Annotated in this window: 14 protein-coding genes; 6 read left to right on the top strand and 8 right to left on the bottom strand. The window is 58.1% G+C overall.

Annotated features, from left to right (window positions below):
• Positions 1-187: 187 nt before the first annotated feature.
• The gene (locus ACR0MM_RS06115) at positions 188-1,375 is read right to left on the bottom strand and encodes a diaminopropionate ammonia-lyase (protein WP_480695012.1); all 1,188 of its coding nucleotides are present in this window, start codon (positions 1,373-1,375) and stop codon (positions 188-190) included.
• Between the two features lie 86 nt (positions 1,376-1,461).
• On the opposite strand from ACR0MM_RS06115, the gene ACR0MM_RS06110 reads away from it, so the two are divergent.
• Positions 1,462-1,956 (top strand): Lrp/AsnC family transcriptional regulator, encoded by a 495-nt coding sequence (locus tag ACR0MM_RS06110; RefSeq protein ID WP_480695010.1) that lies wholly within the window; start codon positions 1,462-1,464, stop codon positions 1,954-1,956.
• 7 nt (positions 1,957-1,963) lie between these two features.
• Here ACR0MM_RS06110 and ACR0MM_RS06105 read toward each other — a convergent pair whose 3' ends face one another.
• The 4 genes from ACR0MM_RS06105 to ACR0MM_RS06090 all read right to left on the bottom strand — a co-directional run bounded on the left by ACR0MM_RS06105 (position 1,964) and on the right by ACR0MM_RS06090 (position 5,078).
• Positions 1,964-2,614, bottom strand: coding sequence for a tyrosine-type recombinase/integrase (locus ACR0MM_RS06105; protein ID WP_480695008.1), 651 nt, complete (start codon positions 2,612-2,614; stop codon positions 1,964-1,966).
• A gap of 104 nt (positions 2,615-2,718) precedes the next feature.
• On the bottom strand, positions 2,719-3,042 hold the full coding sequence (locus ACR0MM_RS06100) for a tyrosine-type recombinase/integrase (protein ID WP_480695006.1): 324 nt from the start codon (positions 3,040-3,042) through the stop codon (positions 2,719-2,721).
• 69 nt (positions 3,043-3,111) lie between these two features.
• Positions 3,112-3,555, bottom strand: coding sequence for a tyrosine-type recombinase/integrase (locus tag ACR0MM_RS06095; protein WP_480695346.1), 444 nt, complete (start codon positions 3,553-3,555; stop codon positions 3,112-3,114).
• Positions 3,556-4,223: 668 nt separating this feature from the next.
• Positions 4,224-5,078, bottom strand: a complete 855-nt coding sequence (locus ACR0MM_RS06090) for a LysR family transcriptional regulator (protein WP_480695004.1) — start codon at positions 5,076-5,078, stop codon at positions 4,224-4,226.
• 151 nt (positions 5,079-5,229) lie between these two features.
• On the opposite strand from ACR0MM_RS06090, the gene ACR0MM_RS06085 reads away from it, so the two are divergent.
• Genes ACR0MM_RS06085 through ACR0MM_RS06065 form a run of 5 tightly spaced genes read left to right on the top strand, consistent with a single transcriptional unit; the run spans position 5,230 to position 10,951 of the window.
• Positions 5,230-6,642 (top strand): aldehyde dehydrogenase family protein, encoded by a 1,413-nt coding sequence (locus ACR0MM_RS06085; protein WP_174821279.1) that lies wholly within the window; start codon positions 5,230-5,232, stop codon positions 6,640-6,642.
• Positions 6,642-7,622, top strand: a complete 981-nt coding sequence (locus ACR0MM_RS06080) for a membrane dipeptidase (RefSeq protein WP_480695002.1) — start codon at positions 6,642-6,644, stop codon at positions 7,620-7,622. The genes ACR0MM_RS06085 and ACR0MM_RS06080 overlap by 1 nt, the downstream gene beginning before the upstream one ends.
• 44 nt (positions 7,623-7,666) lie before the next feature.
• Positions 7,667-9,304, top strand: a complete 1,638-nt coding sequence (locus ACR0MM_RS06075; RefSeq protein ID WP_480695344.1) for a hypothetical protein — start codon at positions 7,667-7,669, stop codon at positions 9,302-9,304.
• Positions 9,301-9,930, top strand: coding sequence for a DUF3726 domain-containing protein (locus ACR0MM_RS06070; RefSeq protein WP_170370830.1), 630 nt, complete (start codon positions 9,301-9,303; stop codon positions 9,928-9,930). Before ACR0MM_RS06075 ends, ACR0MM_RS06070 begins: the two co-directional genes overlap by 4 nt.
• A 10-nt stretch (positions 9,931-9,940) precedes the next feature.
• Positions 9,941-10,951 (top strand): Ldh family oxidoreductase, encoded by a 1,011-nt coding sequence (locus ACR0MM_RS06065; protein WP_170522826.1) that lies wholly within the window; start codon positions 9,941-9,943, stop codon positions 10,949-10,951.
• 52 nt (positions 10,952-11,003) lie between these two features.
• On the opposite strand, the gene ACR0MM_RS06060 is transcribed toward ACR0MM_RS06065, so the two are convergent.
• From ACR0MM_RS06060 to ACR0MM_RS06050, 3 genes are all read right to left on the bottom strand, one after another.
• Positions 11,004-12,224, bottom strand: coding sequence for an aminopeptidase P family protein (locus ACR0MM_RS06060; RefSeq protein ID WP_170522829.1), 1,221 nt, complete (start codon positions 12,222-12,224; stop codon positions 11,004-11,006).
• A gap of 163 nt (positions 12,225-12,387) precedes the next feature.
• Positions 12,388-13,599 (bottom strand): ABC transporter permease, encoded by a 1,212-nt coding sequence (locus ACR0MM_RS06055; protein WP_170599260.1) that lies wholly within the window; start codon positions 13,597-13,599, stop codon positions 12,388-12,390.
• 5 nt (positions 13,600-13,604) lie between these two features.
• Positions 13,605-14,879: an ABC transporter permease gene (locus tag ACR0MM_RS06050; protein WP_480694999.1), complete on the bottom strand. Its 1,275-nt coding sequence runs from the start codon at positions 14,877-14,879 to the stop codon at positions 13,605-13,607.
• Between the last annotated feature and the right edge of the window lie 64 nt (positions 14,880-14,943).

Below are 14,943 nucleotides of genomic sequence, written 5' to 3'. Positions count from 1 at the left end.
CAAGCCAATCGTTGTTAATGCTGAGCACGCGATCAAGGTCTGAGGAAGGCTCGAAGCAAACGTTTGGCGGAATTCAATCAATGTCTGCTACGCGGACAAAGCGGCCATTGCGTCCTGAGAACCCAATGACCGCTGTCTACAGGATCGACAGTTCGCAGACTTGTGTCGCGCTCACCAAGTCAAGCGATCAATCTTGATCCGCCATAATAGCTTGGAACAAGCTTGGGTCAGTTACACCTTCGGAGCCAATAATCATCACGCGACTCTCGCAGTCCAGTTTCATCTTATCTCGTAAAGAGGGATTTGTTGCGCCACAGATCAAACCAATCAAGCCCGCCACAGCACTCTCGCCGACTTCAATTCGGCAGTCCCCACTTTGCCCATTTGCGAGCATTCGTACAGCCGGTGCGACCAGAGTTTCGGGTATTGTTATGAAGCCATAAACGGAATTTTCCAGAATTTTCCAGGCGATCTGAGAAGGTTCACCGCATGACAGCCCTGCCATCAGTGTCTCTTCTTCGATTCTTACAGATGTCGGCGCCCCTGCCTTGGCACTTGCAAACAGGCATGGTGCCAGCTCGGGCTCAACGACGATGCTGCGTGGCGCAGCATTGCCCCATTCTTGATGAAAGGTTGCAATCACGGCCGCTGCAAGACCGCCTACGCCCCCTTGAAGGAACAAATGCGTCGGTGGTTCCGATAGCTTTCGCACAATCTCTCGTGCCATCACTCCATATCCTGCCATAACGTCTAGGGGCGCCAGACAATACCCTGGCCATGACGTATCGGACACAATTGTCCAGCCGAACTCCTCTGCATCAATACGAGTTTGCGCGACCGTCGCGTCATAGTCCCCGTTGATCCGAATGACTTTCGCCCCCAATTTTTGCATCGCATCAGAACGAAATGGACTTACTTCTGCATGGATGTAGATTCGACATTTCGCCCCAAACCTTTGTGCACCCCAGGCGACAGATCGCCCGTGATTGCCATCGGTCGCAGATATGATGGTCATTTCAGATATCTGAGACGCAAAGTGTCCATTCCGGATCTCTTCGACAGCGATCTTGCGCCCTTCAGCATCCGACAATTCGCGCTGAATGCTGCGCAGCACTGCATAGGCTCCGCCCAAGGCCTTGAAGCTACCAAGTCCGAAACGTGGGCCTTCATGTTTGTAACAGACAGCCTTGAGGCCCAAAATGCCAGCAAGTCCGGTAAGGTCAAAAATAGGTGTAGGTTTGTATCCCTCCCAGGCCGTGATTTCGTCCTCGGCCTCGTCAAAGCTGGTTCGAGAAAGAATTTCAATGACTTCAGACCCAAACCTTGGCTGAGCGGTTACGAAGTCGGTTTTTGCGGTTTCATATTGCTTGAGCATCGGAAGTCCTTTCTGTGCTTGACCGCAAAAATACTTCACAATTTTCGGGAAAAAGGCTCTATTGACTAGCCACTGGCGATAAAAATTTGCATATTCAAGCTATGGCACGAGAGTATTCATCATCAGGACTAGACGCCTTTGATCTGGCGATACTCAAACTTTTGCAGCAAGATTGCACGCAGCCACAGCGCCAGATCGGCGAGGCTGTAAATCTTTCGACCGCTTCTGTGCAACGGCGGATCAAACGGATGGAGAGCAAAGGTATCATCTCTGCTCAAGTCGCCCAGATCGACCCAAAGGCCGTCGGACTGCCACTAACCATAGTCGTGGAGGTTGAATTACAGGCAGAAACTGCAGGCCGAATTGATGAAGTAAAGCGTAGCTTCCAAGAAGCGCCCGAAATCCAACAGTGTTACTATGTCACAGGAGAAGTGGATTTCATTTTGATCGTGATAGTTGGAGACATGTCTGAGTATGAAGACCTGACTCAGCGTCTTTTCTTTCCGAATGAAAACATCCGGAAGTTTCAAACTTTTGTTGCTATGGATCGCACCAAATCTGGCATGCGCGTAAATATTTGAATTCGCTCTACCGAAACATCAGATGCGGACATTTGTGTAATCTGCAGCATATGTTGCATTGGGCTCGAAGCGGGCTTTCATAGCAAGTCACACTATGACCGCTCCGTAGACCGAGCAGAAGTTGAACGGCACGTAGGTTTCCGGTCTTTTTGTATTTCAAAGCCGCTTTGGTGGGCCTAAGCGAATGCGCGCCGTAGCTGGGCGGATCGAGACCAATCGCTGACACCCATTCCCGGACAAGCCTAGCGTATTGCCGGGTCGAAAGATGCGGCAAAGCATGCATACGACTTGGAAATAGATACAGTTGTCCGTGCATGTATTGAGAAGAGACCCATTGCGACACGACTTCACGTGTATTCTCCGTCGCTTCAAATTGGACTGGCTTCGCAGTTTTATGTTGAACAACGGATACCCGATCGCGAACAGAATTTCCGACAGCGAGATCGTTAACCCTCAGTCGGACGAGATCGCACCCGCGCAACTTGCTATCGATGGCAAGATTGAACAATGCTAGGTCTCTCAGCTTGTTTGCAAGTTCGAGACGAGCGCGAATGGCCCAGACTTGCTTTGACTGCAATGGCCGCTTCTGTCCGACTAGTCTTCCTTTGTTCCAGGCCTGACGACGTGTTGTGACGACGGGAAGTAGAGATTTGGACATCTTATTTCTCCGTCCATTCCCTTCCGTCCCAAACATCGACACTGTGCCGACAGCTGCAGTCTAATTGCCGCTCGGGTGTCTTCAGCACAGGAAATTCTCAGGTTTCAGGAACTGCCACCGCTGATCTTCTTACCCATCACATCCGCTGCCTGCCGCAACGGGTCATCTGCGAGGTGCGCGTAGCGTTGCGAGGTAGACGGGTTTGTGTGTCCAAGCAATCGGCCGACTATAGGCAGGCTCAGACCGCTGGAAACGAGATGCGACGCATGCGTATGCCGATTGTCGTGGATACGGTAGTCTTGAAGGCCTGCTGATGTGGTGACCGAGCTCCAAAATTTCTTCAGATCTTTATACGGTTGGCCCGGAGAGCGTCCCGGAAACAACCAACGACTTTCGGGTAATGCCGCTGCTTTCATTACCGCAAACAAATCACAGGTTGCTGACGAAATCGGCAGGTGCTCTCGTCGCTTTTGCTTTGTGTGGTGCGACGGCTTTGTCTAGACCGCGCGGTCCAACTCGAAGTCTTCCCATTTTGCCTTCAGCACCTCGCCGATCCGTGCGCCTGTCAGGAGCTGCAGGCGAATAGCGTTCGCTGCAACCTGATTTGGATGCTCTGACAAAGCCACCAAAAGTCTTTGCAGCTCCACGTCTGATAACCAGCGGTCCCGCTTTTCCTCGGGGAACTTTTCTATGCCGCGCGCCGGATTGTCAGTACGCTGACCCCAGCGCACAGACAGTTCAAACATTTTCGACATGAGCGCCAGAGTGCGATTGGCTTGATAGGGCGTATCACGCATTTGATTGTGAAGCTTCTGAACGTGCTGATGCGTCACTTCAATGACGTTAAGATTCCCAAGCTTGGGGAGAATGTATCTGTCCAGCATTGACCGATCATTCCGAACGCTACCGGGACGTTTCTTCGGTTCCGCATGTTCGGTCATGTATTGCGTGGCAAGTGAGTTCACCTTTGGTGAATGCCTTAGGCTTTGAGCATCGGCGACAGGATCTGCGCCACGTACCACGTCAGCGAGAAGCGCGCGTGCTATTTCGCGGGCGGCTCCCAAAGACAAGGTCGGCCCATATCGCCCAAGTGTCTTGCGTTTCGACCGTCTTGGCTTGTTTGTTGCGATATTAAACTACGAAGCTTTTTACACCGGTTGTTTTCATGCGGCGTCCAAAACCCGGCGGACCGTCGTCCCAATAGATCGTGTCCCGGTTTGTTGCTGAAAGGCGATCGACACTTGATTTTGTTTATCTGACGTTGGGCCTATTGGTCTCGGACGGATTGGGTAAGCGAAAGGCTTGCAAAGTTCGGAGAGATGGGAGGGGTCTCATAGAAACTTCGACACGCAAAAACTACTTCTATTTTAAGGAATATAATGCCCAATCGAATTGTTTAAAATGCTATCGAAAATAGAGTGATAAGATTTGTAATTAGCAGGTCCGAGGTTCGAACCCGTGTGGGGTACCATCTTCTCCGAAAACGCCAAAAAGATTGTCCTTGTCTGAACGGCTTTCCGCCGGTGCGGTACGTTGTTTTCTATCCATCGTATTTTCGAAACGCATCCCGCCCGCTTGGGTGCGCTTGGCAGGGTTGTTCTCTGAGGTCTCAATCGCGAGGCCAATTCAGGATATGGCTGCGACATTCTTCTGCCACTTCTGGGAACTGTGTTCGCTCGCGGGTGTACAGATAGACATCACGAACGTCCGACAAATCCTCAATCGGACGGAAGGCAGTGTTTTCCGGCAGAAACCGTGCGACCGTTTCGGGCAGTACGGTCACCCACCGCCCGGTTGCGACCATGGCGATCAACGAGTGAGTGTTGTGCACCGTGATCGCAGACCCTGTGATTACGTCTTCGAAACCCGCATTTTCAATGAGTTGGCACAGCGAGTTGTGCACAAATCCCTTGGCCGCAACCTGGTTCAGCGTTGGTGGCTCGTGCGCGGTGATCAGGGTGTGATCGGCGGCGGCCACAAGCCCGAACCTGTCCTTAAACAGCGGCTCGGCCCGTATTCCGTTCAAGGGGTGATGGCCCGAGGCAATTCCCACATCCGCCCGCCCCTCGGCGAGGCTGTCCAAAACCTGCCGGGTGTCGGTGTCCCTCAGCTCGATCTTCAGGCCGGGAAAGGTGCTGGAGAGGTGGTCAAGCAGCGATGGAAACAGCAGTGCTGCCAGCGAAGGGACGGAAACGATCCGGATCAGCCCTTGGGACGCTTTGGCCAGGGCTTCAATGCTTTGGACCGTGTCGTCAAATTGGCGCACCTGATTTTGGGCGAGGGCAAAGACTTCCGCCCCCAGAGGCGACAGCTGGTTCTTTCGCTCACCCAGAAACAAGCGTTTGCCGAGATGTTCTTCAAACTGTTTCAGGGTCATCGAGACCGCAGACTGAGTGCGACCCAGACGGCTTGCGGCTTCGGCAAGATTTCCGGACTGTGCGACTGTGCAAAAGCAGCGGAGCATTTCCAGTTTCAAAGACAAATTTCAGATTTCCTGAAGTTCATTAAATTCGTTTGAGTTTGCCTGATGTCTGTGCAGAGGTCTATTCTGTTCGTGAAACGTACCGGACCCGAGGCCCCCTGTGACAAAATTGAACCTGATTGCCGGCGAGTGGATGGCCGGCGACACCGCGATCGAGAACCGCAACCCCTCTGATCTGACGGATGTGATTGGCCTGTTCGCCCAGGCAAGCGCCGATCAGCTGTCCGCGACCCTCGACCGGGCACGTATCGCGCAGCTGGAATGGGCGGCCTATGGGTTGGAACGCAAGCAGGCGGTTCTGATGAGTATCGGGACCGAGTTGATGTCCCGCGCCGAAGAGTTGGGGCGGTTGTTGTCGCGAGAAGAGGGGAAGCCGTTTGCCGAGGGCAAGGGCGAAGTTTACCGCGCGGGGCAGTTCTTTACGTATTACGCGGCGGAATGCCTGCGCCAGATTGGTGAAAACGCGGACAGCGTACGTGAAGGCGTCGAAATCGACGTGCGCCGCGAACCGGTCGGGGTTGTCGCGGTAATCTCTCCTTGGAATTTCCCGACAGCTACGGCCGCGTGGAAGATTGCACCGGCCTTGTGTTATGGAAACGCCGTGGTGTGGAAGCCAGCCAACCTGACCCCCGCCTCAGCCGTGGCGTTGACCGAGATCATCGCGCGTCAGGACATTCCCAAGGGTCTTTTCAGTTTGGTCATGGGGTCAGGCGGCGCAATCGGACAAAGGCTGGTTGAGAGCCCTCAGGTAGATGCGATCTCGTTCACCGGGTCGGTGCCTGTCGGCAAGGGCATTGCCGCAGCAGCCATCCAGAACCTGACCAAGGTGCAGATGGAGATGGGTTCCAAGAACGCGTTGGCCGTGATGGACGACGCGGATCTGGATCTGGCGGTGTCACTTGCGCTGGGCGGCGCTTTTGGCGGCACCGGGCAGAAATGCACCGCCTCTTCGCGGTTGGTGGTCCATGCCGCGATCCACGACGCCTTTGTCGAGAAGCTTGTCGCCGGCGCCAAGGCACTGAAGGTCGGGCATGCCCTGGAGGAAGGCACGCAGATGGGACCCGTCGTCAGCGAGCAGCAACTGCAAGAGAACCTGGCCTATGTCGAACTTGGCCAATCCGAAGGCGCCGAGCTGGCGTGCGGCGGGCAACGGCTGGAGCTGCAGCATGACGGGTATTACATGTCGCCCGGCGTGTTCGTGAACACTAACAACACCATGCGGATCAACCGGGAAGAGATGTTTGCCCCGCTGACCAGTGTGATCAAGGTCAACAGCTATGATGAGGCTTTGGCGATTGTGAATGACACGAATTTCGGCCTGACATCGGGCATCGTGACCCAGAATCTTGCGCGCGCGACGCATTTCCGGCGTCATGCAAGAACCGGTGTCGTGACCGTCAATTTGCCCACGGCAGGCACTGATTATCACGTTCCTTTCGGTGGCCGGGGCGAGAGCTCGTATGGACCGCGCGAACAGGGCAAAGCGGCCGCCGAGTTCTACACCACTGTCAAAACCGCCTATATCAGCGCCGGGACCCCGATCTGATGCGGATTGACGGCCTGCAATACGCCAATTGGTCGGAAAAGATCTTCCGGCAATTGCGGGAAGGGGGCGTGGATGCCATCCACGTCACCGTCGCCTACCACGAGAATTTTCGTGAAACGGTTCAGAACCTCGAGAAATGGAACCGATGGTTCGAGTTGTTCCCGGACCTGATCATGAAGGGACGATCGGCCAGCGACATCGACACCGCGCGTGACACCAGGCGTACGGCCGTTTTCTTTGGTTTCCAGAACCCATCACCCATGGAAGACGACATTGGGCTGATTGAAATTCTGTACGATCTCGGTGCCCGGTTCATGCAGTTGACCTACAACAACCAATCCCTGCTAGCGACCGGCTGCTACGAGGCTGAAGACACCGGTATCACCCGGATGGGGCGGCAGGTGATCAAGGAGATGAACCGCGTGGGATTGGTCATCGACATGAGCCATTCGGCCGACCGCTCGACGATCGAGGCAGCCGACCTTTCCGCGCGTCCGATCGCCATCACCCACGCCAATCCGCATGACTGGGCGCCCGCCCTGCGCAACAAGCGTGACCCCGTCATCCGCGCCGTGACGGAAAGAGGTGGGATGCTCGGGTTTTCGGTCTACCCTCATCACCTAAAGGACAAGTCCGACTGTACGCTGGAAAGCTTTTGCACCATGATTGCCCGAACGGCCGAAAAATACGGAACACAACATCTCGGGATCGGAACCGACCTGTGCCAGGACCAACCCGACAGCGTTGTCGAGTGGATGCGTGTGGGTCGCTGGACCAAGGAAATCGATTACGGCGAAGGATCGTCTGCGAACCCGGGTTTTCCGCCGATGCCAAAAAAATGGTTCCGGGACAATCGTGACTTTGACAAGATCGAGGCCGGCCTTCTCGCGGTTGGGATGACCTCGACCGAAGTCGCCGGGATCATGGGGCAGAACTGGTACCGCTTCTTTGCGGATAACTTCGGACCGGTCCAGAATTGACCGGACCGGGGCCGCATATCGCGCGCCGGGATCCGGCAACCGTTATGCGGCTCAGCAGGCTCGGGTCTTTGCACCAGTGCAGGCTCAGCTTCATGCGCGTTCTGACCCGCCGCCTGGCACGCGACAACTGGCGGTTTTCCACGCCGGTGTTCGAGATTGACGAGGCAGGTGTCGGACGGGCCGTCTATGTCGCACAGGGACCCGAACGCGCGTATTCTCTGGTGGCCTTCGCCCATGATCTTCCACCAGAAAAACGGTCGGACCGGGTGATCGCGGATGCTTGGGACGCGACCTTCACCCTATTTGACGGAATCCCTTCCGAAGCCGACCTTGACCGGCTTTCCTGCAATGTTCCGCTGCAGGAGGCCGGCCGGATCAGCGAAACCGAACTGTCGCTATCCCGGGCCAATCGTTCGGTCCGATTGTGGACGCATGTAGTCGAAGCCCTGGCCGATGGTCGACAGCCGGATCTGGAGCAGATCCAAAAGGTTGGCTACCTGATGCGAACCACGGCCGTGTACGGATCGGGAAAATTCGGGGCCGCGGACCGGGAAAACATTGCAAACCGTCCGGAAACCGAGGGGCCGTTTCAGGCCGAGATGCTGTCGGTATTCCTTACCCGCGCCTTCGTGCGGGACCTGGTCGAACACATGGCGCGTGCCAAAGGGGGAAGCAAGGCCGTCAAGATGGCCCCTGATATCGCGCGCCGCCTTGGCATCGGGAATTCCACTGGACTGGGCATGGCGCCCTTCCTGATCAATCATCCGGTCCTGCTGAACAACTGGATCATGGCGCGCGAGGAGGCAATCGCCCGGGTTCGATCCGTGCAAACCGCGACCCAAGAAGAAATCAGTGAATTCCGGTCGGTGTTTGATCGCTGCCTGGTTTCGATTGGCCAATGGCATTCGGAACATACGATACAAGATCGGAAACTGTCTGCTCTGAAATCAGACCTCGGGGTGATCGCGGACTTTCTCCGCCACTACGATCTTACGGGCCGAAGACCGTGGAACCGTTTGGTGGAGTGGTCGGAAACTGTGCTGAGCGAGGAGGGGCAGGAGTTGCTTCTTTCCCTGATCCTCGAACCCTATTCAGACTTGGTGGACGGTTTGTCAGGATGCATGGCGGATTCAAGCCCGCATATGTACGAGATTGACGGCGCCATGCCGCTGGCCGATGTGCGGCAAGCGATCCGCGACGGTTTCGGTTGGGCGCTGGACCTGGACTGGGGCGCCCGCGAAGCCTGCGCAAGGGTCTGGTATGTATCGGAAGAAAAGCTGGAACCCAGACTGGGTGAGCGCTTTGATGAGCCGGTAGCCGAGTACGAACAACCGCTTGCCCCGGCGCGGGATGCGGCAGCGGCATATTCGGCAATGGCCGATTGGGACACAGCCGCGACCACCGCGGAATTTCTTCTGCGCCATCCCGAACATCGCCACACGATCCGCCGGGCGCAGATCAGCCGCAAGGCCCCCTACAGCGAGATCCGAGACAACACGATAGGTGCATCAGTTCTGCCGATCGACATGCTCCGCGCCAAACTGTCCTTTTTCGGCGCGACGCATTTCGATCCCCGCTCGGACCGTTGGGTCCGTATCTGCATGTATTCAGGCGCGCCGTACCCCGAGGATCTTTCGCCCGAAAATGCCGATTTCTGGGTTTATCCGGAGGTGCCGGAATGAACCTGTCGCTGAACGAGGTCGAAGGACTGGCAAAACGCGCGGCACGTGGGGCGGGTCATCACTGGGGGCCGGCCGAGGACGCCGCCAAGGCGACCCGCTGGCTGTGTCTGCAAGGTTTTGACGGTGCAGCCGCCTTGTCAGCGGTCCTGCGTCAGGACTTTGCGCTTCGGTTTGATGCGCACACGCCGCGGGACCTCGGGGCGCCTTGGCGGGCGCATGGGCAGATGTGCCCGTTGGGGGCGGGGATGCTGCTGTCAGATTGTTCGGAACATCTGGGCCGCGGGCCGATCGTTCTGCATGACGTGGCGGTTCCACTGTTGCTCTTGCCGTTCGCGGGCAACGCTGCACGCCGATTGCAGACCAATGTGACCGTCGTCTGTGATGAACTCAGCGCCACGACGGATGGGGAGGTCGTGGACGCTCCGGATCTTTGGCCGGAAAGCGCCACAAAGGTCATCGTAAGGATCGGCGGTACACCTGAAAAACTGCGCGCCACGCAGACGCGCGCCCTGCCGGCGCCTGCGGCTCTGGCTTTTTTGAACACTCTGGCTCAACGCACCTATGCCCCCGCAACCGAGGAGTCTCGCCGTTTGGGTGCCGGTGCTGGTTTGTCCGATAATGACTGAGGAGGCCGAGATGCCAGAAACCCGAACGTTGTCCCTTGCCGAAATCGAGGATCTGTCGCTGCGCGCTCTGATGGCGGCCGGCACGTCCGAGGACAATGCCCGGCCATTGGCGGTGGCGACCGCCGCGACCGAGGCGGATGGGGTGGCCAGTCACGGGCTGGCCTACATCCCGATCTATTGCGAGCATGTACAATGCGGCAAGGTGGGCGGGCGAGCACAGCCGGTGATGTCCGCCCCAAAACCGGGCGTGGTGGTGGTTGATGCGGCCACCGGTTTCGCTCACCCGGCGATCGACTTGGGGTTCGATGCGTTGATCCCGGCCGCACGCGAGCAGGGAATAGCTGCGCTGGCCATCCGCAACAGTTACAATTGTGGTGTGCTGGGGTATCACACCTATCGCTTGGCTCAGGCGGGCCTTGTTGGTCTGGGGTTCACCAATGCACCTGCATCCATTGCGCCGTCGGGTGGTTCACGGCCCGTCGTGGGCACAAACCCGTTTTCGCTGGCCGTTCCGGGTGCTGATGGGCACCCTGCCGTCTTGATCGACCAAAGCGCCAGCACGATCGCAAAAAGCGAGGTCATGAAGCACGCCCGCGAGGGAAAGCCGATTCCGGTCGGTTGGGCGCTGGACCCTGATGGCAACCCGACAACTGACCCCGCCGCGGGCCTCAAGGGCTCGATGGCGCCTTCGGGCGGCTACAAGGGCGTGGGCGTCGCACTTCTGACAGAAGTAATGGCCGCCGCATTGACCGGGGCCACCTTGGGTATCCATGCTTCACCCTTTTCCGGAACTGTGGGCGGCCCGCCGAAAACCGGTCAGTTCTTCATTGCCATCGACCCCGGCGCTACGGCCGGGTCGGAGTTTACTGCCAGTATCGCGGAACTTGTCGAGGCGATCCGGTATCAGGAAGGAGCGCGTCTGCCCGGCGATGGTCGGCGCGCCAAGCGCCTGCAGGCCAACCAAGACGGGGTTGGTGTCAGCGTCGCGACGCTGGACAAAATCCACGCCATCCTGGCCTGACACCCGTTTCAGGCGGAAACAGGGGCAAGGCCGATGCCTCGCCCCCTCTGCATCACGCATTGATGATGTTGTGTTCCGGTCCGTACGGAAAGCCGGTGATATTTTCGGCCCCATCCTCGCCTACGACCAAAATGTCGTGCTCGCGATAGCCGCCCGCGCCGGGTTGACCTTCGGGAATCCACAGCATCGGCTCGATGGACACGACCATGCCCGGCTCGAGCACCGTGTCGATGTCTTCGCGCAGTTCCAGGCCCGCTTCACGACCGTAGTAGTGGCTGAGGATGCCGAAGGAGTGCCCATATCCGAACGAGCGGTATTGCAGCAGGCCCTGATCGGCGAAGAACCGGTTGATCTCGGCTGTGATGCCGGAACAGGTCGCGCCGGGTTTGATCAGGCTCAACCCCAGCTCGTGCGCGGCTACATTGGCCTGCCACAGGCGCAGGCTGTCGGCGTCGGGCTCGCCCAGGAACAGGGTGCGTTCCAGCGCGGTGTAATAGCCCGAGATCATCGGGAATGTGTTGAGCGACAGGATATCGCCTTTCTGCAAGGCCCGTTTGGTGACCGGGTTGTGTGCGCCGTCGGTGTTCAGGCCCGACTGGAACCAGACCCAGGTGTCGCGGTATTCGGCGTCGGGATAGGCGCGGGCGATCTCGATCTCCATCGCATCGCGACCGGCCATGGCGATCTCGATCTCTGTGGCACCTTCACGGATGGCGGCATGGATGGCCGCGCCGCCCACATCCGCCGTGCGTGCGCCGCCCTTGATCAACTCGATCTCTTCGGCCGATTTGACCATCCGCGCGGCCATCGTGTCGGGGGCGATGTCCACAAGCTCGGGCTGGTTCAGCATGGACAGGGCCGTGTCGCGCGCAGCCAGCGTCATGTGGTCGCTTTCGATGCCGATCCGGCGGGCATTCCCGATCAGGCTGGCTACGGCGCGCCAGTAGTTGTCGCGCTTCCAGTCGGTGTAGATCACGTTGTCCTCGACCGACCGGCGCCAGGGCTGGCCCGCGTCGATATTGGCCGACACGGTGGTGCAATTGTCCTGAGTCACCACGCAGCCATAGGGCCGTCCGAAGGCGCAGTACAGAAAGCCCGAGTAGTAGGCGATGTTCTGCATTGAGGTCAGCAGAACGACGGGTATGTCCCGTTGCGCCATGATGGCGCGCAGTTTGGCCAGCCGCCGGTCGTACTCGGCCCGGCTGAAGGGCAGGGGCGCCTTGTCACCGTTGTGGCAGGTGAAGAATTCGGGGCGATTTGAAAGGTCTGTCATGTGCTCTCTCGTTTCTTTGCCGGACGTGCAAAGCCCGGCCACATGTCCCGGCGTACAGGACAGGCGGTCTCGGGGTCCGAGAGCCGATCACCTCCTTGGGTGCTGCGACGCCATCGCAGCAGGGGGCGAACAAGGAAATCGTTAGATCAGGCCACGCCGCCGGTCAAGCCGGTGTCAGCCCGCGCAGACGTTCCGACCGCCGCCGCAGCAGCTCGACCGTGGTCAGCAGGGCGATCGAGATGACGACGAGGATCGTGGCCACGGCCAGGATGGTCGGGCTGATCTGCTCGCGCAGGCCGGTGAACATCTGCCACGGCAGCGTCTTTTGGCTGGCCGATCCGACGAAAAGCACCACGACCACCTCATCGAACGAGGTGATGAAGGCGAACAGCCCGCCCGAGATCACGCCGGGCAGGATCAGGGGCATCTGGATCTTGAAGAAGGTCCGAACCGGACCAGCGCCCATATTCGCAGCGGCCCGCGTCAGCGAGCGGTCAAAGCCGACCAGCGTGGCGGTCACGGTGATGATGACGAAGGGAATGCCCAGAACGGCGTGGGCCAGGATTACCTTGAGGTAGCCCACAAAGGTCTTGTTCATGCCCAAAGTGCCTTCAAGGAAGCGCCCGATGTCGCTGTAGAAGAAGAACATGCCCGTCGCCGAGATGATCAGCGGCACGATCATCGGAGAAATCAGGATCCCCATGATGGCGCGCCGCCCCGGCACATGCGATTGGCTGAGACCGATGGCCGCCAGCGTTCCCAGCGTTACCGATATGATCGTGGCGATGGGCGCAATGATCAGCGAGTTCTTGAAGCTGCGCTGCCATTCGTTGTTGGTGAAGAAATCCTGGTAATGCTTCAGCGAATACCCTTCGGGGTCCAGCCGCAGCATCTCGGGTGTAAAGGTAAAGAAGTCCTGCGCGTTGAAAGACAGCGGAAGAACCACCAGAATTGGCGTGATCAGGAAAACGAAGATCGCGCCGCAGATCACCCGGAACAGGTAGTGATAGAACACCTGCTGCGCCGTCAGATAAGGCAGCAGTTTGCGGCGGTATCGGCCCTCGTACAGCCAGAATGTGAACCATGCGAAAAACCAGCCGCCCAAGAAGCCGAGCACACCGCCCATCGGCCCGGAAACCGCGAAGCCGACGGCCGCGAAGCCGATGATGTTGATCCAGTAGGCAAGTCTCTCGTTCTTGAGGAACGAGATGTAGATCCAGGCCAAAAGGGCCGTCAGCGCCGCGCCGCCGATCATTCCTAGGGGGACCGAGCCGTTTCCTGCGCCGACAAACATGCCGGCAAACGCGCCGGCCAGTGCGACGCTGGGCAGGACCATGGATAGGGGCTTGCGCGAAATTGGTGTCAGTGCGGCCATGTCGGTTACCCCAGCTTCACGTTATCGATGCCCACGATCTTGTCGTAGACCCAGTAGAGGATCAGAACCACCGCCAGCAGGATCGTCCCCAATGCTGCAGCCAGGCCCCAGTTCAACGACGACGATATGTGATAGGCAATCCGGTTCGAGATGAAGACACCCTTGGTGCCGCCCACGATTTCGGGCGTGATATAGTAACCGATGGCCAGAATGAACACGAGGATCGATCCCGCTCCGATGCCCGGGATGGATTGCGGGAAGTAGATCCGCCAGAACGTGGTCCAGTTCGTGGCGCCCATGGATTTGGCCGCGCGGGTGTAGGATGGCGGAATCGTCTGCATCACCGAATACATCGGCAGGATCATGAACGGCAGCAGGATATGCGTCATGGCAATGATCGTGCCGATCTGGTTGTTGATGATGATCAGCCGGGCGTCATCTGCGACCAGCCCGAGCCAGACGAGGGTATCGTTTATGACGCCCTGCTGCTGCAGCATGACCTTCCACGCGGATGTGCGCACCAGAAGCGATGTCCAGAAGGGCAGCAGAACCAGAATCATCAGCAGGTTCGACACGCGCATTGGCAGGGTCGCCAGCAGGTAGCTGACCGGATAGGCCAGCAGGATGCAGGCCCCGGTGATTACCAGCGACATGAACAACGTGCGCCCGAACAGTTTGATGAGAATCTGTTTGTCTTCCGGCTGTGCCTGGGCACCTTCCGGGGTGCGCCGCATGTCGATTGCGTTCAGGAAGTAACCGTTGGTGATCGGAACCGCATGGGTCTTGATCACGCGCCACGTCTGCGGATCCCCCCAGCCGTCATGGATCCCGATCAGCTTTTCCTTGAACGGACCGTCGGTTTCAGGATCCAACCGTTTGATCTTGCGGCCAGACTGGCGGAACAGCGAAGACATGCCGGTTTCTTCGTAGTTCAGACGCGTGCCAAGCCGGGTGTGTTCCTTGTTTTCGATCGCGACCACCATGTCACGAACGAAGGCATCATAGACGTCCTCGCCCGGCAATTCGCCGCTGGTTTCATCCCAGTTGTCCAGCGCTTCGACCGTCAGGGGCAGGGTTTCCGAGACAATTCCGTTTTCGACTGACCGAAACAGCATCGATGCAATCGGTACGAGGAAGGAAAACAGCACGAACAGAAGCAAAGGCGCGATCAGCATAAGCGCGCGCAGTTTCTGACGTCGCAATGAACGCGCCAGCGATTGCTTGAGCGGCGTTCCGTCCGCTGCCAGCATGGGTCCTGCGGTTTGGCTTGCGTCAGTCATCAGTGCCTCTTGGTTGTGCCCGGGTCAGATGGCGGCGCACCGCCACCTGACGTTTCTTCAGAGA

The sequence above is a fragment of the Ruegeria sp. BC6 genome (genome assembly GCF_056539185.1).
The sequence above is the reverse complement of the archived record's forward strand: the minus strand, read 5'-3'. Positions and strand labels throughout refer to the sequence as shown.

Excerpts from the sequence above, each read along its gene's own strand:
- ACR0MM_RS06080 (WP_480695002.1), top strand. The coding sequence starts at position 6,642 with ATGCGGATTGACGGCCTGCAATACGCCAATTGGTCGGAAAAGATCTTC.
- ACR0MM_RS06115 (WP_480695012.1), bottom strand. The coding sequence starts at position 1,375 with ATGCTCAAGCAATATGAAACCGCAAAAACCGACTTCGTAACCGCTCAG.
- ACR0MM_RS06075 (WP_480695344.1), top strand. The coding sequence starts at position 7,667 with ATGCGGCTCAGCAGGCTCGGGTCTTTGCACCAGTGCAGGCTCAGCTTC.
- ACR0MM_RS06065 (WP_170522826.1), top strand. The coding sequence starts at position 9,941 with ATGCCAGAAACCCGAACGTTGTCCCTTGCCGAAATCGAGGATCTGTCG.
- ACR0MM_RS06095 (WP_480695346.1), bottom strand. The coding sequence starts at position 3,555 with ATGACCGAACATGCGGAACCGAAGAAACGTCCCGGTAGCGTTCGGAAT.
- ACR0MM_RS06105 (WP_480695008.1), bottom strand. The coding sequence starts at position 2,614 with ATGTCCAAATCTCTACTTCCCGTCGTCACAACACGTCGTCAGGCCTGG.
- ACR0MM_RS06055 (WP_170599260.1), bottom strand. The coding sequence starts at position 13,599 with ATGGCCGCACTGACACCAATTTCGCGCAAGCCCCTATCCATGGTCCTG.
- ACR0MM_RS06085 (WP_174821279.1), top strand. The coding sequence starts at position 5,230 with ATGGCCGGCGACACCGCGATCGAGAACCGCAACCCCTCTGATCTGACG.
- ACR0MM_RS06090 (WP_480695004.1), bottom strand. The coding sequence starts at position 5,078 with ATGCTCCGCTGCTTTTGCACAGTCGCACAGTCCGGAAATCTTGCCGAA.
- ACR0MM_RS06060 (WP_170522829.1), bottom strand. The coding sequence starts at position 12,224 with ATGACAGACCTTTCAAATCGCCCCGAATTCTTCACCTGCCACAACGGT.
- ACR0MM_RS06050 (WP_480694999.1), bottom strand. The coding sequence starts at position 14,879 with ATGACTGACGCAAGCCAAACCGCAGGACCCATGCTGGCAGCGGACGGA.
- ACR0MM_RS06070 (WP_170370830.1), top strand. The coding sequence starts at position 9,301 with ATGAACCTGTCGCTGAACGAGGTCGAAGGACTGGCAAAACGCGCGGCA.